General features: G+C 71.2%; 18 protein-coding genes. 17 read left to right on the forward strand and 1 reads right to left on the reverse strand.

What is annotated here, in order from left to right:
* Positions 1-105: 105 nt before the first annotated feature.
* The 9 genes from AB0F29_RS38740 (at position 106) to AB0F29_RS38780 (ending at position 10,179) form a co-directional block, all read left to right on the forward strand.
* On the forward strand, positions 106-351 hold the full coding sequence (locus AB0F29_RS38740; protein ID WP_361882886.1) for a hypothetical protein: 246 nt from the start codon (positions 106-108) through the stop codon (positions 349-351).
* Positions 348-1,394, forward strand: coding sequence for a conjugal transfer protein (locus AB0F29_RS38745; protein WP_361882889.1), 1,047 nt, complete (start codon positions 348-350; stop codon positions 1,392-1,394). The genes AB0F29_RS38740 and AB0F29_RS38745 overlap by 4 nt, the downstream gene beginning before the upstream one ends.
* Complete coding sequence (locus tag AB0F29_RS38750) at positions 1,391-1,714, forward strand: hypothetical protein (protein ID WP_361882892.1); 324 nt, start codon at positions 1,391-1,393, stop codon at positions 1,712-1,714. Before AB0F29_RS38745 ends, AB0F29_RS38750 begins: the two co-directional genes overlap by 4 nt.
* Before the next feature lie 8 nt (positions 1,715-1,722).
* On the forward strand, positions 1,723-2,289 hold the full coding sequence (locus tag AB0F29_RS38755) for a hypothetical protein (RefSeq protein WP_361882895.1): 567 nt from the start codon (positions 1,723-1,725) through the stop codon (positions 2,287-2,289).
* A gap of 5 nt (positions 2,290-2,294) precedes the next feature.
* Positions 2,295-4,868 carry an ATP-binding protein gene (locus AB0F29_RS38760; protein ID WP_361882897.1) on the forward strand — a complete coding sequence of 858 codons (2,574 nt, stop codon included), beginning with the start codon at positions 2,295-2,297 and terminating at the stop codon, positions 4,866-4,868.
* Positions 4,865-7,483 carry a hypothetical protein gene (locus AB0F29_RS38765; protein ID WP_361882900.1) on the forward strand — a complete coding sequence of 873 codons (2,619 nt, stop codon included), beginning with the start codon at positions 4,865-4,867 and terminating at the stop codon, positions 7,481-7,483. Before AB0F29_RS38760 ends, AB0F29_RS38765 begins: the two co-directional genes overlap by 4 nt.
* Positions 7,480-8,574 (forward strand): bifunctional lytic transglycosylase/C40 family peptidase, encoded by a 1,095-nt coding sequence (locus AB0F29_RS38770; protein ID WP_361882903.1) that lies wholly within the window; start codon positions 7,480-7,482, stop codon positions 8,572-8,574. Before AB0F29_RS38765 ends, AB0F29_RS38770 begins: the two co-directional genes overlap by 4 nt.
* 575 nt (positions 8,575-9,149) lie before the next feature.
* On the forward strand, positions 9,150-9,416 hold the full coding sequence (locus AB0F29_RS38775) for a hypothetical protein (protein ID WP_361882906.1): 267 nt from the start codon (positions 9,150-9,152) through the stop codon (positions 9,414-9,416).
* Positions 9,417-9,450: 34 nt separating this feature from the next.
* Complete coding sequence (locus AB0F29_RS38780) at positions 9,451-10,179, forward strand: helix-turn-helix transcriptional regulator (protein ID WP_361882969.1); 729 nt, start codon at positions 9,451-9,453, stop codon at positions 10,177-10,179.
* 523 nt (positions 10,180-10,702) lie between these two features.
* Here AB0F29_RS38780 and AB0F29_RS38785 read toward each other — a convergent pair.
* Entirely contained in the window at positions 10,703-11,383 is a 681-nt protein-coding gene (locus tag AB0F29_RS38785) for a haloacid dehalogenase-like hydrolase (RefSeq protein WP_361882909.1), read from the reverse strand.
* Positions 11,384-11,506: 123 nt separating this feature from the next.
* Here AB0F29_RS38785 and AB0F29_RS38790 point away from each other — a divergent pair, with 123 nt between their 5' ends.
* From AB0F29_RS38790 to AB0F29_RS38825, 8 genes are all read left to right on the forward strand, one after another.
* Positions 11,507-12,718, forward strand: coding sequence for a helix-turn-helix transcriptional regulator (locus tag AB0F29_RS38790; RefSeq protein WP_361882913.1), 1,212 nt, complete (start codon positions 11,507-11,509; stop codon positions 12,716-12,718).
* Positions 12,719-12,831: 113 nt separating this feature from the next.
* Positions 12,832-13,542 (forward strand): hypothetical protein, encoded by a 711-nt coding sequence (locus tag AB0F29_RS38795; RefSeq protein ID WP_361882916.1) that lies wholly within the window; start codon positions 12,832-12,834, stop codon positions 13,540-13,542.
* A 743-nt stretch (positions 13,543-14,285) separates the two neighbouring features.
* The gene (locus AB0F29_RS38800) at positions 14,286-14,621 is read left to right on the forward strand and encodes a hypothetical protein (RefSeq protein ID WP_361882918.1); all 336 of its coding nucleotides are present in this window, start codon (positions 14,286-14,288) and stop codon (positions 14,619-14,621) included.
* Between the two features lie 216 nt (positions 14,622-14,837).
* A complete protein-coding gene (locus AB0F29_RS38805; RefSeq protein ID WP_361882921.1) occupies positions 14,838-15,104 on the forward strand; it encodes a hypothetical protein in 267 nt (88 codons plus the stop codon).
* Between the two features lie 326 nt (positions 15,105-15,430).
* Entirely contained in the window at positions 15,431-15,787 is a 357-nt protein-coding gene (locus AB0F29_RS38810) for a hypothetical protein (RefSeq protein ID WP_361882924.1), read from the forward strand.
* Positions 15,787-16,284 carry a hypothetical protein gene (locus AB0F29_RS38815; protein ID WP_361882927.1) on the forward strand — a complete coding sequence of 166 codons (498 nt, stop codon included), beginning with the start codon at positions 15,787-15,789 and terminating at the stop codon, positions 16,282-16,284. The genes AB0F29_RS38810 and AB0F29_RS38815 overlap by 1 nt, the downstream gene beginning before the upstream one ends.
* Complete coding sequence (locus AB0F29_RS38820) at positions 16,281-18,527, forward strand: hypothetical protein (protein ID WP_361882930.1); 2,247 nt, start codon at positions 16,281-16,283, stop codon at positions 18,525-18,527. The genes AB0F29_RS38815 and AB0F29_RS38820 overlap by 4 nt, the downstream gene beginning before the upstream one ends.
* Positions 18,527-19,456, forward strand: a complete 930-nt coding sequence (locus AB0F29_RS38825) for a replication-relaxation family protein (RefSeq protein WP_361882933.1) — start codon at positions 18,527-18,529, stop codon at positions 19,454-19,456. Before AB0F29_RS38820 ends, AB0F29_RS38825 begins: the two co-directional genes overlap by 1 nt.
* Positions 19,457-19,809: the final 353 nt, after the last annotated feature.

The following is a 19,809-nucleotide window of genomic DNA, read 5'->3' on the forward strand; positions in this document are numbered from 1 at the left end:
GAGGAACTTCATCTTTTCCCGGTCGGGGTGTCACGTCTGGGGCTGCTCGTGTCCTTGGGGTGTGTGCACGGCGGGAGTTCCGCCGGGAGAAGGGACGGGCGGGCGATGACGGATTCGGTAGTCGGTGCGGGTGGCGTGGACATGGTGTTTCTGATGCGGGCCCGGGCCCGGCTGAGCGCGCTGGCGGTGCAGCTGGAGGTGGCGCCGTTCGCCGAGCAGACGGTGGCGGCGATGCGGGCGTACCTCGATCACGATGCCGAATCGGCGGGGGTCCATTTCGGCCGGTGGGTGGCGTTGCCGAAGCAGGCGCGGGACGAGCTGGCTGCCCGGCTGCGTGAGGTGGAGGCGTGAGGCGCCGGGAGGAGCGGGTCCGGGAGGAGAGGTTGCCGGCGGAGGCGGGGGGTTGGTCGGTGGCGTCGCTGGGGGCGTCGGCGAACGCGGTGACGGTGATGCGCCGGTCGATGTGGGCGCTGCTCGTCGCGGGTCCGGTGCTGGGTGTGTGGGCGTTGCTGTCGGCGCCCGCGGTCGTGGTGTCGGCGTCGCAGTCGGTTCGTCAGGACCGGGCCGGGGCGGAGGAGGGGGCGGGGCCGGGCGGGTTCGCCGAGCTGTTCCTCAGCGCCTACTTGACGGCCGGTGAGGGCACCGAGTCGGTGTTGGCGCCGTTCCTTCCGACCGCCCGCGACGTCGTGCTGGAGGCGGATGCGGGGTCGCAGACGGTGGAACGGCTCGCGGCGGTGAAGGTGCGCCGGGCCGACGGCGGGGGCGGCTACTGGTCGGTGACCGTGGCCGCTCTGGTGAAGCCCGCCTCCGACGAGGCTCCCGGCGGTGGCCGAGGGGCGAAGTCCGGCTCCGGCGGGACAGGGGCAGCGTCGCAGGCTGGGGTGTTGCGGTACTTCCAGGTGCCGGTGAAGGCGGGGAAGGGCGGGGCGTGGTCGGCGGTCGCGCTGCCGGCGGAGGTCGGTGCGCCGGTGCCGTCGCGGGCCGAGGCTCTGGGGTACGGGTCGTCGGCTCCGGCGAACGGTTCCGATGCGGCGGTCCAGACGCTGGCCGGGTTCTTCTCCGCGTTCCTGGCCGGTGCCGGTGATCTGGACCGCTACCTCTCCCCCGGTACGTCGCTGGCTCCGGTCTCGCCTCCCCCGTACGGGCGAGTGGAGGTCGTCGCCCTGGCGGAGACCGGCTCCCCGTCGGGTGCGGTCCCGGACGCGGGGGTCATGCAGGGGCAGGAGCGGCAGCTGCTCGTCGATGTCGCCGCGACGGACGTGCAGGGGCAGAAGCGGCCGTTGGTGTACGCGGTGTCGCTCGTGGCGCGGGACGGTCGATGGGAGATCGCGTCGGTGGAAGGGGCGCCCGTCCTGGGTTCGCCCGGATCGAAGCAGGAAGGAGAGGTGCAGTGACGGATCTGGTGACGCTGGCCGGGGCGATCGAGGACGTGGACGCTCTGGGCAAGCAGCTCAACACCTTGCTCATGACGACGGTGATGGCCGTGATGGTGACCCTCGCGGTGATCGCGACGTGGCGGACGACGAAGTCGGTCATCGCGGCGGGTGTCGCGTTCCTCGGTGGTGTGGCCTTGTGGTTCGTGGTGTCGAACGCGCCCGCGTTCCGCGACAGTGTCGGCGAGAACCTGAAGCCGAGCGCCGCGCCAGCGCCGGTGGTGCAGGTCGCGGGGAGCGGTGCGGTCGACGGGCTCGCGCGGTTCGGGGCCGGGCGGTGAGCGGCGCCGTGAGCCTGCCCGTGGGCGCGGAGGGCGAGGCGCTGGTCGGGCACTGCTACACCAAGGGACGCAAGTTCCCGCTGGTGATCGTCAAGTGGCCCGGTGGTCGGGGGCGGATCTGGGGCGGGCCGTACACGCTCCCTCAGATGGGCGTGCTCGCGGTGACGTTCGGGGTGCTGATGCTGACGCGCGGGTTGTGGGCGCACTTCGGGCTGGTCAACTTCGTCATCGCGATCGGCGTTCCGTACGGGCTGTCGCTGCTCGTGCGGCATGTGCAGGTCGAGGGTCGCAGTCCCGTGTCGGTCGCGGGGAGCGCGATCGGTTTGGTGAGTACGCCGGGCGGTGGGCGGCTGGGCGGGCGGCCGGTGCGGGGATCTGGAGCCCGGCGGGTGGTCGGGGTGTGTTCGGTGACCATGAACCCGCTCGCGGGCGAGGAGTCGGCGCAGCAGGAGGCGTCCTCTGCGGGTCCGGTTGCGGAGCGGGTGGTTTCACGGGTGAGGCCGGCTCCGGTGGCGTCGTCGTTGATCGCCGCTCGCCGAACCGTTCGGGCTGGCACCGCAGTGCGGGGGGAGTGAGCGGGATGAGGATGCCGATCCGGCATGTGGCCGGGAACGTGTTGTGGACTGTGCAGGGGCAGGTGTGGGCCGTCTTCCGTGTGCGGGGTTCGGGTTCTGCGCACGCGTCGCGGCAGGCGAAGGTGCAGCGGCTGCGTCAGACGGAGACGCTGATCCGGCAGCTCAAGGGCGAGTCGATGCTGATGAGCTTGTGTCCGGCCGTCGATCCGGCCTCGGTGGTGGAGCGGATGACCGCCGGTGTCGACATGGCCGCCTCGCCCCGCTACCGGCAGTCGGTCGCCGTTCTCCAGGCCCAGCTGGAGGAGCTGGCGCTGACCGACCGTACGGACTGGCTCGCGGTGCCGCTGGCGATGGGGCGGGGTGAGGCGTTCCGTGAGGCCGCGGCTGCGGCGCTGGCCGAGGTGTCGCTGCAGCTCGGCCTGCTGCCCCGGCCGGTGTCGGCCAGGGAGGAGGCGGCCCGCCTGGAGCAGGCCGCCCACATGGCGTCGCTGTGGCCGGCGGGGATCGCCATGGATCCGGCGACGACCGCCGAGGTCCTGTGGATCTACGGGCACAGTGCCCGCAGGGGGCTGGTCGAGCCGGTGCTGCCGGACCGGAGGTCCGCCGAGCGCCGGATGCGGGGCCGGGGGCGGGGGGCGGCCGCGCTGGGCGAGGTCGTGCTGTGGGAGGGCGGCGACCTGGGCACCGGCGGGGCACCGGACTCCCGCCGTACGAAGGAGGCGGGCAGGCGCTGGCAGTCGCCGTTCGCGAAGCGGTGGCTGGAGGTGTCCACCGAGTGGGGCTCGTCCTACCAGACGATGCTGACGCTGGCCGAAATGCCGGAGAGTTTCGCGTTCCCCGGCTCGGAGCACCTGGCTGTGCTGGACGGGTTCTCCTTCCCGGTGGACTGGGTGGTGCGCCTGAAGGTCACCGCCGGTGCCGAGGCGGAGGCCAAGACGCGGCGGCAGGCCAACGAGCTGCAGAACCAGCGCAACGAGTACGACGAGGAGCCGTCCGGTCCGCCGGCCCAGGTGGAGAAGGCGGCCGGTGGGCTGGCGGCGTTCCGGGAGCGGCTGACGGCGTCCAAGTCCGAGGTCGAGGTCCGGGCGATGACGACGCTGTGCGTGTGGGGGGCCACCCCGCAGGAGGCGGAGCGGCGGGCGGGTGAGCTGACGGGTCACTTCTCGGGCTGTGACTACGACTTCGTGCGTCCGCTCGGTGCGCAGGAGGCCCTGTGGTACGGGATGCTGCCCGGGACGCGGACGCCTGCGGTGCTGGCGAAGTACTCGGAGTATCTGGTGGCGCGGGACTTCGCGATGGCGGGGCCGTTCACGGGGCACGGTCTGGGCGACAAGACCGGGCCGCTGTACGGGATGCAGCTGTCCAGCGGCGGGGTGCGCCCGGTGTTCACCGACTTCACGCGGGCCCCTCGGGAGAACGCATCGGCGACCGCCGCCTATGTAGGGGAGCTCGGGTCCGGGAAGTCGCTGGCGATGAAGGCGGCGATGTTCCTGGTGCTGGCCGCCGGGCGCCAGCTGCCGGGCGGGGTGAAGCGCGGCCGGGTCGTGGTGGTGGACCGCACGCCCCGTCAGGAGTGGGTGGAGTTCGCGCGGGCGTGCCCGGGCGAGACCGAGTGCATCACGATCGACGACACGGCCACCATCTCGCTCGACCCGCTGCGGATCTTCACCGGGTCCCGGGCCCAGCGGGTGACCGAGTCGTTCCTGACTCTGCTGCTGAACCTCTCGCCGCTCAGCGACGAGGGCATCGCCCTGTCCGAGGCGATCGAGGCCGTCCTGAAGGAGCGGCATCCCTCGATGCGGGTCCTGCTCGAAGAGCTGACGAACCGCGGGGCCGCCGGGGGTGACGCACCGTCGGCGATGGTCGCGCGCCGGCTGGCCGCGCCGCGCCGTAAGGACCTGGCCCGGGCGGTCTTCGACGAGACGCTGCCGGTGGTGCGGAACTCGCGAGCCGACTCGGTGGTGTTCAGCGTGGCCTCGCTCCAGCTCCCCACACAGGAGGAACTGGCCGGGGACCGGCTGGAGAAGCTGGAGTTCGAGAAGACGTTCGGCCGCGCGGTGATGTATCTGGTCGCCGCTCTCTGCCGGGAGATCGTCTACGCCGACCTGTCCGAGTTCGCCCTGGCCGTGTTCGACGAGTGCTGGTGGCTCACCTCCAGCCCCGAGGGCATGGAGCTGGTGCTGGAACTGGTGCGGGACGGCCGCAAGCACAATGCCGGGGCGCTGTTCGGGTCGCCGGACTCCGACGACATCGGCCCGAACAACGAAGCAGGACGGATCCTGCGCGGCCTGATCCGCCGCAAGTTCCTCTTCCGGCACACCGATGAGGACCTGGCCCGCCGCGGCCTGGCGTTCCTGGGCTGCGACCCCGACGACCCAGGTCTTCTGGAGCTCGTCACCACCCAGCTCTCCCCCAGCAGCCCGGACATGAGCGACGAGGAGCGTGAAGCGCTGGCCGGCGGGTGCCTGCACCGCGACCTGGCCGGGCGCATCGGCACCATGCAGATCACCGTGCCTGCGGACGCGGCGGTCGCCAAGCACATCTACTCGCAGCCGATCCAGAGCACGAGCGCGGCATGAACCGGCCGGGAGGCCGCGCCAACGTGGCCGGCCGGGCGGCCCGTGTCTGGGCCGGGGTGCGGCGTATCGGGGTGCGGTGGCTGCGGCCGGGCCGGGCCATGGCCGTGGGGCTGGCGCTGCTCGCCCTGTCCCTGCTGCTGTCGCTGACGCTGGCGGCCGTGACGGCCAACGCCGCTCCCCCGCCCCCGCCCGGTCCGGTGCCGTCGGCGGGCCCGACCCTGCCGGGCCCGGAGAACCCGCTCGATCCGACGCCGCTCATTCCCGATCCGGTGGACTCGGCCGACCCGGCGGACTCGCCGCTGATCCGGGACGGCATCAAGGAGAGCAGGAAGGAGGAAGCCGCGGCGCGGGCCGAGTTCGACAAGAAGGTGGAGCAGTACAAGAAGGACCGGGCGCAGAACGGGGGCGTTCTGTCGGCGTTCGAGGTCACCGACCGCGACGGCAACCCGGTCAGCTCCTACCGCATCTACGCCGATACCGGCGACTGGACGGACTGGGACCTGGGCGCCGCCCAGTTCATCGTCGAGCTCCTCTTCATCGGGAACAAGTGGCTGGTCTCCTTCGCGTGTTTCCTAATCTCCTGGAGCCTGTCCTTCTCTCTGGCCAACCTGCTCCTCAAGCCGGTGCTGACCGTCTCCACCTCCCTGTACAGCGGTGCGGTGGTCCAGATGGGGCTGCCGCTGCTGTTCCTCACGTTCACGCTGGTCGTCGCGTCGGGTCATCTACTGTTCGGCAGCCGGGTCCGGGGCTGGGGCGAGATGGCGGCCGGGCTGGTGATCTCCGCGCTCGCGGTCGGCGCGCTGGCCTCGCCCCCGCAGCTCCTGCTCGGCCGGGACACCGGGGCGGTCGCCACCGTGAAGGCCATCGCGCTGGAGACCGCCGCCCTGGTCCTGGACAAGGAGGCCGTCGACTCGGCGGGGCGCACCACCACGGACACCGGGTGGGAGAAGACGCCGGAGGGCAGCACGGTCGGAGCGCAGGTGAGGGACACGGCAACCGCGCTGGCCCGGCCGATCACCGACGCTCTCGTCGACGCGTTCGTCGTACGGCCGGCGATGTACCTGTCCTACGGGCGGACCTTCGAGAATCCGTCCAAGGGCGGCGGCCCGAAGTGCGGCACCCTGTTCCGGGACTCGCGGATCGAGCAGGCCGTGTTCGACCAGGAGATGGACGAGTCGCTGGCCTCCGACAACAAGCTGCTGGAGAAGGTCCCGCTCATCGGCGGAACCCTCAGCGCTCTCTCCGCGGGCGTGACCGCTCCGAGCGACGCGGTCCTGAAAGAGCGGGCGTCGAAGAAGGGGCCGCTGGCCCAGTTCGAGAAGAAGTGCGTCAAGGACGCCGCATCGGCGAAGAGGGCCTCGGCGGACAAGATCGGCGGCGCCATCTTCATGCTGATCGCCGCGTTCCTCACCTGCGCCTTCATCATCATGCTCGCCTGCGGGTTCCTGTTCGCCCAGGTACAGATCGCGATCGAAGCGGCCCTCGCGAAAGTCGCCCTGGTCGTCGGGGTGCTCCCCGGGCCCGGCCGTGGCTGGCTGTGGGACAGGGCCGCGTCCGTCGCCAGGGCCCTGGCCCTGATGCTCACGTCGGTGGTGTCGCTCGCGGTGTTCATCGTCGTCGTGAACGCGGTCCTGGACGCCTCCGACCAGGACCTGCCCGGCGGACTCGCCGTTCGCTTCGTCGTCCTGGACGCGATCTGCGTCGGCGCGCTCGTCTACCGCAAGCGGCTCGCCCGCACCAGCCGCAACCTCGCCACCCGCGCCCGTGTCCGCATCGGCAACAGCCCCCTCGGCGGGGCCTACACCCCCGCCCCCACCTCCGCGCCCCGTTCCAGGCCAGGGCTGGGCAAGGCGCTGCTGATCGGCGGGCTCACCATCGGCGCGATGGCCGCGACCGGCGGAGCCGGTACCGCGCTCGCCGCCGGAGGCGTCGGCACCACCCGCGTGGCCACCCGGCTGGGCGGCCACGCGTTGAAAGCCGGAAGCCACGCCGTCACCAAACTGGCGGCCCTGACCGGCCGGGCCGTCGACGTCGGGGCCAAAGCCACGGTGAAGGCCGGTGCCATCGGGCTGAAGTCGACCGTCGGACTGCCCGTCTACGGTCCGCTGGCCTACCGGGCCGCTACCACCGCAGCGGCAGCGCTGCCCGGACAGGTCACCGGTGCCGCGAACTCGGCCAGCCAGGCGGTGGGCCGCAGGGTGCTCGCCGTCCGCCAGGCCGCGCTGCCCGCGCAGAACTTCACCGGTGCGTACCAGCACAACCTGCGCTCCCTCAGCAGGATCGTGCGCGGACAGCCCGGACTCGGCACCTACCAGCCGCCCCTGCGCACCGCGTCCCCCGCGCCCCCGGTCCCGGCCCGGCCGACGCCCCCTCTGGCGCCCCCGGCAGCCCGGCCCGCGCGCCCAACGTCCGCTGGAGGAGTCGGCCCGGCAACACCGGCTCCCCCGGCTCCGGCCACCGCCCTGCGGCGTCGGCCCGCACCGCCGCGGATCGTCCAGCCGCCCGCCAGCGCCGCCCAGGCGATGCTGCACCAGCGCCTTCACCGGCTGCGGCAGCCACGGCCGGCACCCGTGCCCGTGCCGCCTCCAGCCCCGCGCCGCAGGGGACGCCCGTGAAGACGGCTCGATGGCTCCTCGTCCTCGCCGGGGCGGGGTTCGCGCTGCTCCTCGCCGTTCCGCTCCTGTTCGCCGCTGCCTTCGCGGGCGGCGCGGCTGAGCACGGCGAGGAGACCACGACCAGGGCAGGGGGTGCACCGGCCTCGGTCTCGGGCATCCCTCCGGTGATGCTGTCCGCCTACACGCGCGCCGCCGCCAGCGTCGGCACGGTCCGGCCCCGGTGCACCGGGATGCGGTGGTCGGTCCTCGCCGGAATCGGGAAGGTCGAGTCGAACCACGCGGCGGGTCGCACCATCGCCCCCGGTGGGGGGATCACCCCGCGCATTTTGGGCGTGCGGCTCAACGGGTCGGGGGCGGGCGGGAACACCACGTCGTTCTCCGACACCGACCGCGGCCGCCTGGACGGAGACACCGCGTACGACCGGGCGGTGGGGCCGATGCAGTTCCTTCCCTCGACCTGGAACGGGCCCAGCGGACAGGACGGCAACGGCGACGGCGCCAAGGACCCGCACAACGCCTACGACGCCGCCCTCGGCGCGGCCGTGTACCTGTGCGGTACCGGCACCGCCGACCTCTCGAAGACCGCCGAGCTCCGCAAGGCGATCTTCCGGTACAACCGGTCGAACGCCTATGTCGACGACGTCACCGCGCAGATCACCGCCTACGACCAGGCCGGCCCGGCCGCCGCAGGCGGTACGCCCGCCGCCGGCGGAGTCGCCGGGGACGTCATCAACGTTGCCCGGGCGCAGCTCGGCCTCCCCTACGTCTGGGGCGGCGGCAACACCGAAGGGCCGACCGGCGGCGGGTTCGACTGCTCCGGACTCCTCGTCCACGCCTTCCACAAGGCCGCCGGGATCACCCTCCCCCGCACCTCACAGACCATGCGCGGCTCGGGAACCCGTATCCACCGGGCCGACGTCCAGCCCGGTGACATCATCGTCATCAACAACGACGGCAACTGGGGACACGTCGGCCTTGCCACCGGCAACAACACCATGATCCACGCCCCAAGGCCGGGCAAAACCGTCGAGACCACGTCCCTCGCCGGGTACTGGGCGAAGTACGACTGGGATGTGCGAAGGGTCCTGTAGTACGGCGGCGGTACGGCCGCGTTTTTGCCCCGGAACACGAAGAGAGCCGGTCCTTCACGGACCGGCTCTCTTCGTGCAGATTCGCGCGCCAACGCGGCCCTGCCTAACCCTGCTGCGGCGGCTGAAGCCCATTTAGGGGTCGGCTGGATAGTGACAGACACGGGGATTCGGGAGCAAGGGGACGTGGGACGCACTTGCGGAATCCCGTACCGACCAAGGCAGCCTGTCGTGACCCCGTCACCAAGGGCCCGTAGCAACGCCGCAGGTAGAGAAGGACGATAGTCGCTTGAAAGGTTGATGCGTTCCGTCCCTTCGGCACTCAACCGACGGATGTCACATCGTGACGTTGAACCGTCACGAGCCGGAGCGATTCCGAACCTGGGACGGAACGCATCAACGTCCCCCGTTCGGCCCACGCTGCTGGCAGCATGACTTCCGCATGACCTGCCTGAAACGGCGCCAACCGTCAAGGCAGGAATCCGGCTGAAGTCCAGGCCCCCGGGTGCGCACGTCGCCCGGGGGTCCTTCCCCGACTCGCCGTCACTTCGGCGACCGGGGCTGTTCGAAGGGGATACATGTCTTCCAATCAGTTCCACACGTCGGCTGGGACGGCGTCGCGCGAGAAGGCCGGCCTCGTCGTCACGGTCACGCTCTTCGCCTCGGCGGTGCTCCTGGCCGCGCTCGGCCGGACCGTCGAGGAGATCCTGCTCCTGATCGGCGGCGTCGCCGGCGCTTCGGTCGTCACGGTGACCGCGTTCTCACTTGCGGGAGCAGCGAAGTCGGGCCGGGAGGCGCGACGCGAGGCGCTGCTGGCGCTCGCCCGCCTGGCCGGACAAGGGTAAGAGGGGATAGACCGTGGGACGCCCCACGAACCCTGTGCCAAACCCTGAAACCGGCGTCGGACGGCTCGCCCAGCACTTGCGTGATGGGCTTGCCCGTCGGGGCCTCACCTACAGGGAGCTGGCGGTTCTCACCCGGTATCACCCGACCTCGCTCCAGCGCGCCGCCGACGGCAAGCAGGTGCCCTCCTGGAAGGTGGTGGAGGAGTTCGCCAAAGGGTGCGACATGACTGTCTCCCAGGTCCGGAGACTGTGGCTGGCTGCCCGCCGGGAGCGGCCAGGCCACCGCGTCCTGGGGAGCGCCCCTGGGGTGGACCAGATATACGACGCCTCAGACCTCGGAGTACACCTCGCAGCGTTGCGCGAGAAGAGGGGCAGCCCGTCGTACCGCCTGATGGAAAAGCGGGCAGAGTCGACCGAGGCACAGTTCGGTCGCCTGCCCCGGTCAACGGCGCAGCGCATCACAGCACGTGAGACAACGCCCTCGCTCCTCCAGATGCAGGCTTTCCTGATCGGCTGCGGGCTGCCGGGGATTTCACGGTCCCTATGTTCAGGCGTGGCAGCGTATGGCTGCCCGGATCGGTGGGAGGGCGGGGGCCCGGTTCCTGAAGGAGCTGGACATGTCGGCGCAGGATCATGGCGTCATCCCGATGAGCAAGCTCGTCCGCGCCCTCGGCTACACACCGACCGAGAAGATCCAGGGGATCGGCCGCCCTCTCACCGTCACCTGCGATGGGTGCGGGGCTGTCCGGAGAATCCGTCTTGACCAGCAGATCAAGCAGCTCTCACACGGCAACGCCGTACGGCTGAGCTGCCCCAACTGCGGGACGACGCGCGTAGTGAGGCCCGACATGCCCCGACGGAAGGGCACCGAGACCTCGCACGAGACGAGTTTCCGTGCCAACGCCGACGGCTGGGCGAGGTACGCGGACACCCCACCGCGGACATCAGGCCCTCCCATCTCCCAACCGGGGGTCGTCCCTCCTCCCGGGCCCCCGGCCCGGGGACGAAGGGCAGAGGAGTGAAGGGCGGTCCTCCCCCGGGCTGCTCAGCCGCCCTCCGTGGCCGCCCGATCTTCCCTCAAGGCCGCCCGGCCCTCGTCCGCGGCCGTGACGGTAGGCAGCAGTCGAGCGGTAGCGGGCCCGCGAGACCCTGCGGCGGGGGACGTCCGGATCGGCAACGCACCGTGATCCACGCGCACCGGCCTAGCAGGGCCTCGATGGTCGGGCTCATCGCTCGGTCTCAGTGCCGGGTGGCGGGCGAACGATTTTCCCTGCTCTCGACTTGAGTCAGCGCAGCAGTTCACGCAGAGGGGAGAGGTCTCGCAGGTCCGGGACGGTGGTGGCCCCGGCTTCGGCCAGTTCCGCGACAGGCGTGCGGCCGGTGGCGACGGCCAGGACCGGCACACCTGCTGCGCGTCCGGCGGCTACGTCGGCCGGGGTGTCTCCGATGAGTAGGACGTCGGTCAGGGCGATTTCGGTGCCCGTAGCCGCACGGGTGCGGTCGATGGCGGTGCGGACCAGCTCGGCGCGGTCGTCGTGGTCTTCGCCGTACCCGCCGTACGGGAACCGGACGTGGATGTCGAGCCCGAAGACTTGAAGCTTGACCTCGGCGACGGGCCGGATGTTGCCGGTGACGACGCTCTGCACGATGCCGTCCATGTCGGCCAGGGCGGCGAGCGCGGCTGCGGCACCGGGGAGTGCGTGCCCGCGCTCGCGGAGCTCGCGGGCCCGATGGCGGTGGAGCTCGGCGGAGCGCCGGGCGAAGGCCTCGAACATGGTGCGGTCGCTGGTGATGCCGTGCAGCTCGGCGGTCCGGCGGAAGATCACGGGTTCGGTCATCCCGTCCACGGTGGCCTGCTCACGCATCGGTGTACCGGTGACCTGCTCGAAGGCATCTGCGAAGATCTCCCGGCCGACTCCTCTGGTCGCGATGAGGGTGTGGTCGATGTCCCACAGCACGAGCTTCAACGTCGCCTCCCAGACCCCGGACAGCACATGGCCAGGGCCACGGTGTCACACCTTGGGGTGAGGCCAGGCCGCTCGGGGCCGGACCGTTCTACGCTGGGTGAACGGCCCGACCATGGAGGTGCCTTGACGGACCTGCCCACGCTCCCGACGGGGGCGCTCATCCGCGCGGCGCGTCGGCGCGATGGCCGCCCGCAGGCCGCCGTCGCGGGACTTTGCGGCATCAGCACCGACTACCTGTCGCAGATCGAACGGGGCCGGAAGAAGCCTTCGGGGGATGTGCTGGCCAAGCTCGCCGCCGAACTCGGCGTCGCGGTCGGGACGCTGCTGGGCGACGAGGACGCCCCAGCGGCCAAGACAGAGCCGGCCGTGACCGGCAACGCGGCCGTGGTGCAGGCGCTGCTGCAACGCAAGGACGCATCCCCCCGCCCTTCACCCGCACACGAGTTACGCGACCGGGTGGAGCAGGCGTGGAAGGTCTGGCAGACCTCGCCCACACGGTTCACCGACGCCGAGGCCCTCCTGCCCGGCCTGATCCGCGACGCCGAAGGGACCGTACGCGCGCTGCGGACCGGTACCGATGCCGGTGAGCGTCGCGAGGCGCTGAGGGCTGCCGCCGACCTGTACGGGCTGCTGCGCTCGTACTACCGAAGGATCAACCGGCTCGACCTGTCGCTGATGGTCGCCGACCGGGCGCTCCGCGCCGCCGAGGACGCCGACGATCCGCTGAGGATCGCGGCCGCACAGTGGAACCTGGGCCACGTGCTGCTCTCGCAGCCCGGCCGGGAGCAGGAGGCGGCCGGCGTGGCGATGGACGCTTCCCGGGATCTCGACACCGTAGTGGACTCCCCTGCGGTCGCCGCCGTTCGTGGGGCCCTGGAGCTGGTCGTCGTGGTCGCGGACGCACGCGGCCGCCGCCCGTGGGCGGCCCGGGACCGGCTCAGCGCCGGTGCTGTGCCGCTCGCCCGGCGCTCCGGCGAGAGCAACGTCCTATGGACGGTGTTCGGGCCGACGAACGTGGCCTTGCACGCGCTGAGCGTCGAGATGACGGCGGGGGATGCCGTGGAGGGCCTGCGGCTGGCGGACGAGATCGACGTGTCGTCCCTGCCGTCCCGTGAGCGGCAGTTCACCTTCGGCCTGGAGGTCGCCCGCTGCTACGACCTGCGCCGTGACGACGCCGCCGTCCTGGTGCACCTGCTGGATCTGGAAGAGCTCGCCCCCGAGGACCTGGAGCGCAGCCCGCTCGGCCGCCAGCTGGTCGTCGACCTGATGCACCGGGCCCGGCCCACCTACCGGCGGCAGGTCACCGGCATCGCCGAACGCCTCCACCTGGTCTGAACCCGGTACCCGGTCTCCTCCCGGTCCGTAGGGCGACCCGGTCTCTCAGACCGGGTCTACCGGCCGGTCCTGCCGTACGGTCCTCGACCTCACCGCCGACCAAGGAGAGGCCAGTGACCACGGTCAGCAGCAGTACCAGGATTCCCGGATGCGCCGGCGCGCGGATCGCCGCCGCCGGAAAGGAGTGGGACGCGGTCCGCACCGACCGGTTTCTCGGCCTCCAGGCCGTCGACCGCCTCGGCGCGGCCTCGGGGCCGGTGATCGTCGAACCGGCCGCGGTGTACTTCCTCGTACCGCCCGGCGGCACCAAGGCATGGGATCTCCCCCAGTCCAAGGGCCTCGGGACGGGGCACTACGTCGTGCTCCCCGCTGCCGACAGGACCCGCCCGCCCGGACCGTACTGGCTGCTGCCTCCCGAGCGGCCGCTCGCAGCCGTCGACGCCGTCCGGCGCGCGCAGAAAGCCGCGGCGGCACTGGTGCTCCTCGACCTCGACACCGTCCAGCACGACATCGACCACGCCCTGTCCCGCCGTGTCGAGCTCCCTCGCCGCAACGTCATCGACGCCGGCATCGACGCCCTCGCTCATCACCTGCGGCGCCTCATGAGCTACAACTACGGTCCGCAGAACGAGGGAAGCACCGGCATCCAGATGCGCACCCTGTGCGACGTGGCCGAACGCAATCTCGCCGCCCCAGTGAGGCCGACCCCGCAGACCAACCACCGCGTCGCGTACGTGTACTGGAACACCCTCGCCACGCTCACCGCCGCCTTCCGCGACCTCTACCTGGCCCATCGCCCCACGGAACCCGGCCAGCGGACATGACGCCCCCCGCCCAGCCACTCACCGAATATCCCGGCCTCGACCTCGAACGCGTGACGTTCGAGCAGGCCAAAGGCTGGCGATGCGCCCTGTGCAACAGGATCCTGACCGCTGACCGCCTTCTGGGCACGTTCACCGCCTTGACCGGGCTCCTCACCGATCCAACCGAACTTTGGGCCTGCGCCAGCCCATGCCAGTAGCCCCACCGCCCGGACCTCCACGGCACACCAAGTGGTGGCTCCTCGTCCTACAGATCGCCCTGTTCATCGCCGGTGCAGGAGCGCTACTCCTCGGCCTCTGGAAAGTCGCAGCACCTTCGACCTTCCCGGGAATGTGACCCGTGCTGCCCGCCAGAACCCGCCACCGATGGACTGACAGCCGGAGCACGACGGGTCTTCAGGGCTGGCCCGAACAAGCACGTCGCAGGCGGGGTTCGCCCTGTCCGGCGCCGTCACGGGGCGATGCGTCTGGGGCGGTCTATGACATGAGTGACACCTGAGTTTCACTCTGTGTAATCGCATGTGACGGAACGTGCAATGATGGGTGGCATGACTGAGATTGCTCCGCTGGCAGCGAGGGCATTGGCCCGGCCGGCTGCTGATGGTGTTCGTGGTTGGTGGGCGGCACGCCAGGATCGCCGCAAGATCGCCCTGAGGTTGCCGCCGGTGAGCCCGCACACGGATTGCGAGGACGGCCCTCATGCGAGCCTGGGGGTCAGTCGCGTATCGAACTGGTCCAGGGAGTTCGTGTTCGACGTGCAACTGCATCTGCCGGGCGCAGACGGAGACGAGTTGGCCACCGTCACGAAGCCGGTGTTGATGCCGGGCGAGGAGTGGAGGTTCGACTGGAGTGAACGGCGCGGCAGTGGTGCGGCGCCGCTGCTGCGCCCCGACGAGGACGGCCGGTACGGCGTCGAAGTCGACCTTCTGTGGGCTGACGCTCCAGGTGGCCCGCTCTGGAAGCGCGTCGCGGACGGGAAGGTGAAGCGGGCGCCGGGGCACCAGGGGTGGCGGCGTGCCCTTCGCACCGTACGGGGATGGCTGCCGGGGAGTCGCGCTTCCCGGGCCCTTTCCTCCAGGTGAAGGCGCTGGCTGTGACAGCTGATCGGATGCACCGGGACTCTGCGGCCAGCGCGTTGAGCGGAGGAGCAGCCGGAGACTGGGGGGCCTCCTCACGGAGGCCCCGAGCCTGCCCGGCGGCCTCGGCTGGAACGCGTCTTCCTGCGCGGCGAGATTCGGCCCCTGGCCAGTGCGACGATCGCAAGGTGCCGTCGGCGAGCGGGTGAGACGCTGGCACGCATGGACGATCTGCGCCGCCGGGTCTACGGATCCGATCACGACGACCCCAGCCCGTACGCCGAACCCGGCCACGAGTATCTCGACCTGGTCGGCGGACCGCTGGACGGGCTGCTCCTCGACGTCACCGGCCTGACTCCCGAGGAGCGCGTGACCGGCGGGGCGCTGCTGATCACGAACAACGGCGCATACGGGCCCGGCGTCCGTTCCGACTACGAGCCGCGCCCCGGTGACCCAGGCCGGTGGCACTGGCAGGGCGACATGCCCTGACGTCGACGCTCGGCTCACGGGCGGCGTGCCAGTTCTGAAGGACTGTCGGCTCGAAACCCCCGCCGCATCACCGCCGGCCACCGAGCGGTCTCCTGCAACGCCGCGGTCGTCCTCTGCGCACTCCTGCGCCCCGGCTACTACTCGACGGGTGCTGAGCGGCATTACCGACCGCCGCAGGACCTCCTTCCTGTCCTGGCCGGCCCTGGGCGGCCCTTCCCCGGGTACTTCTTCAACTTCATCGTCTCCACGTGTCACGTTCCGGGCCTTCCCGCTCCTTGGGGTTGGTGATGGGGCGGCACCCGCCGCCCGGTGCGGGAGGTAGGGCGATGCGTTTCACCGTTGGGCGCGGCGCGCAGTGGATCGAGGGCGGCCGGGGCGACCGCAGTCGCCGGGATTCCGGTGCCGAGGTGCTGGTGGGGCTGTGCGGGTGGCTGTGCGCCGTGGTGTTCGTGGTCGGGCTGCTGCGCGGTTGGTCCTGGGGCGGGGATCTGCGGAACTTGCCGTGGGGGCTGGGTGATCCGGTGACCGAGGCGGTCGAGGAGCGGCGGGGCTGGCCGGTGGTTCCGGTTCTGTGTGCGGTGCTCGGTGCGGCGGGGGCGCGTCGGTGCTGGCTGGCTGTTGCGGACGTGGTGCTCGGGATAGGGCCCCGTAGCCGGCGGCGCGAGGCTGCGGGGCGTCGGTGATGTGGTCCGGTGTTCCGTTGCTGGACGGTGTGGAGGCGGTCGGCGCGGCAGTGTGGGCGGTGCGGGGCTGGTTACTCCTGACGCTCGTCGTCGCGGCGGCCGGTGGGGCGGGCGTGCGGGCCTGGTGGCTGCGGCGGGCGCGGGAGGCGTTGCGGGAGCGGTGCGTGGTGGCTCTGGTGCCGGCGGCCGGGTTCGATCCGTCGCGGGAGGAGATCGGGCGGCACGTGGTGCGCCTGGCGCGGATTCCCGCGTCGGCGGGGTGGATGCCGCGCCGTTCGGTGGGGGTGCGGGTCCGTCTGGTGACCGAGGAGGGCCAGCTCGCGTACCGGTTGGAGGGGCCGTCCACGGCGGCGGCGCTGTTGCGGATGCCGTCGTTCACCGATGTTGATGTCGCCGATCCGGATGTTGGGAAGAGCGCGGTCGTGCCGCGGATCCGGTTCGACGGCGTTCCGCCGCTGCCCAGGGACGAGGACCAGGACGGGGACGGGGACGCGTGAAGACGCTGGTGGAGCTGGAGAAGAAGCGGGGGCTGGAGGACCAGTCCGGCGGTGGTGGGGGGCGGTATGTGGCACGGGCGGAGCTGGTGCTGGCACGGCCCGATCACCGGCAGCTGACGGCGCCGGGCCTTGATCCGGATCCGTTGCAGATGATGGCTGCGGCGAGCGCGCAGGTGGACAGCGGGCGGGGTGAGGAGGCCGAGCTGGTTGTCGACCTGGTGCCGGTGTCCGGGTGGAGGGTGGCTCGCTGGCGGCGGCGGCTGATACGGCAGGCGCAGTCGCGGGGCCCGTCCGCGTACGGGAGGCAGCTGGGAGGTTCCGGCGGTGGGGGCGGGTGGTGGTCGGCGGTGTCCGCGGGCCTGACCGGTGGTGGCGGCTCCCCCGGCCCGGGCAGGAAGGCTGTGCCCAGGAAGACCGATCTGGCCGAGGGGGTGGGGAAGTTCCTGCCGACGGCGGACATGCAGGTGTTCGCGGTGCAGGTCCTGATCCGGGTGAGCGCTACGCACCCGTCCCGGGCGCAGGCCCGGCTGCATCAGGTGATGTCCGTGATGGACGCCTGGTCGGGCGAGAACTGGTGGCGGCCCGTCGGCCCTCGCCTGGCGGGCTGGCGTCCGTACAGCGGTGTGTGGTGGCGGCGGCGTTCCTTCGACCGGCGGTTCGGGTCGGGTGAGTTCGCCCCGGCGCGCCGGCAGTGGGTCACGGGGCAGGAGATCGCGGCGTTGCTCAAGCCGCCGTCGGTGCACTGTGTGGCTCCGAACGTGGTGCGGACCGGTGGGGTGGTGCCTCCGGCCCCGTCGAGGCTGCCGGAATGGACCGGGCAGGCGGGCATGGTGCCGCTCGGGCTGGTGACCGGGACCACCGGGAAGCAGTACCTGGCCGCCGTGCCGCAGAAGAACGTGCTGTTCGCCGCGTCGTTCGGGAAGTCGGGGTTCGGGAAGTCCGAGCTCGCTCTGTTCCAGCTCCTCGCCCTGGCGTACGGGGGGCTCGGGGGGTGGTTCCTGGACCCGCACGGGGCTGCCGTGCAGCGGGCGCTGCCCTACCTCACCCATCCCGCCGTCGCCGGGCGGGTGGTGCTGATCGATCTCAGCGCGAAGGATCCGTCGGCGCGGATCGCGGCGTGGAACCCGCTGTCGATGGAAGGTCGGGACGCATCCCAGATCCAGGACGTGGTCGGTGCGGTCGTCGGCGGTCTCGCCTCCGCCCAGGGGTGGGGCGACCGGGCGCCACGTGCGCGGTCGATCCTCTCCCACGCCGTGCAGGTCCTCGCCTTCCTCGCGCTGCGGATGTGCGAGGACGGCCGCCCGGATCTTCAGCCGACGCTCTTCACGATCCCCCGGCTGCTCACGGACGAGGACTGGCGGGAGGAGGTGCTGCGGCACGTCCCCGCCCGCATGGCCCGGTTCTGGATGACGACGTTCCCGAAGTACGAGGGCGGGGCGGTGCCGGTCGTGACGCAGACGCTGGAGCAGTTGGAGACCTCCGACTCTCTGCGGGCGTTCCTCGGTCAGCCCCGCTCCAGCTACGACGTGCGGCGGGCGATGGATGAGAACAAGGTGGTATTGCTGCGGTGTTCGGGCACCGGTGGCGGCGACCAGATCATCACCAGTCTGCTGCTGTTCGACCTGTTTCTCGCCGGGCTCTCCCGGGAGGGGGTCCCGCCCGAGGACCTGGAGACGATGTTTGCCTACGCGGACGAGCTGACGGCGATCGACGGGGCGTCGCGCGGCTATGTGGCCGCGATCCTGGAGCAGCTGCGCAAGTACGAGGTCCGTCTGACCGGGATGACGCAGATGGTCATGCGGTTGTCCGAGGAGACCCGGCAGGCATTGATGCAGAATCAGTCGCTGCTGTCGGCGACGGCGGCGGACAGCGACGAAGCGACGTTCGTTGCGAAGCGGTTCCCCGGCATCGCTCCGGCGACGATCGAGCAGCTGTCGAAGTACGAGTACGTGATGTCCACGATGCTGGACGGCCGCCGCACCACCCCGTTCCGGGTCCGCGGCGTGGCGGTCCATCAGGTCCTGGCCGACTACTACCGGCCCGACCTGCTGCCCCAGCTGTCCACCACGATCGACACCACGATGGGACGGCGGACCATCGGCGAGATCCTGCACCGCCTCGACGGGGCCGACGGGCGGCCGGGCCTGGACGACGAACTGCTCGGCCGGCTCACTTCCGGCCCCGCCCCCCGTCCCGCGCCCGCCCGGGCTTCTGGTACCACCACACGAAGCGAGGTCTCCTGATGGCACGCACAGGCCTGTCCCGGTTCGGGCAGCAGCTGCTTCCCGTCCTCTACCAGCACCGGCTTCTCGCCACCGGGCAGCTCCACCGGCTCCTCACCCCGCACACCGCCCGCCCCGTCTACCTGCTGCGCCAGCTCGGGCAGCTGCGGGAGCTGGGTCTGGCCGAGTCCGCCGACCGGCGCACCAGCCGGATGGGCCGGTGCGAGCAGCTCTGGTACATCACCCCGCTGGGCTGCGAGGTAGTCGAAGCCGGCGGGGAGATCCAGCCCCGTGCGTACCGGATCACGCCGAAGGCCGCCGCGTCGCCGCTCCAGGAACACACCCTGGCCGTCGGGGACACGGGGATCGCGTTCTGCGAGTGGGCCCGCCGGTACGGCGACGACTGCGGTCCCCTGGACTGGGAGCCCGAGTTGGCGCACCGGGTCCGTGACGGCGACAGCCGGCTCGGCGACGACGCGTTCCTCGTCCCCGACGCGGTCCTGCGCTACACGCGCGAGCAGGACGGCCGCCGGCAGATGATGACGTTTTTCCTGGAGATCGACCGGGCCACGATGGAAGTCGCCCGGCTGGGCAGGAAGCTGAGCACCTACGCCCGCTACGGCACCTACATCCCCCAGCCTCCCGGGCGCCGCCACCGGACCGGGACCCGGGAAGCGTGGCGGGAGCGCTACCCGGCATTCCCCCGCCTGCTGATCGTCCTGTCCGGTGCCAGCGACGCGGTCCTGGAACGCAGGATCGACGACCTTCGTGCCCTCGCAGCCGCGGACTCCCGGATCACCGCGGGCGGACATCTGCGGGCCGGGGTGACCACCATCGGGCTTCTCGCCGAACACGGCCCGTTCGCCCCCGTGGTTACCCCCGTTCTCGGAGACCCGAAACCGACCGACGTACGCCTTGCCGCTATGTCCGAGGTCCCCGCCGGTAGATGAAATGGGGAAAAGGATTGTGGGGACGCCGCAAGAAACACGGTTGGCGATCATGCCGACGAGTCGACTTTTATCTTCAGGATGATTCGCACTCTCTCGCGACATGACGCCCAGTCAATTCCTAAACGACACGCCCCTTTGTCCGCTATGACCCTTTATCTAACTGAACCGAACGTCCGGAACAAGGTGGGTTGCCGACAGGCCATTGCGTAAGCTACGAGACCAGACCGCCCGGTTGGTTTCAGCCCGTTCCTAGTCGTTCCCGCAGAGTCAGATGAGGTCAGGCAATGGCTTGGCATATGCAGTGGAGGTGCAGTGAACAGCTCAGTACGCACGATTCAGGACACGAGGGCCGG

The sequence above is a fragment of the Streptomyces sp. NPDC026589 genome, assembly GCF_040638385.1.
GTDB lineage: Bacteria > Actinomycetota > Actinomycetes > Streptomycetales > Streptomycetaceae > Streptomyces.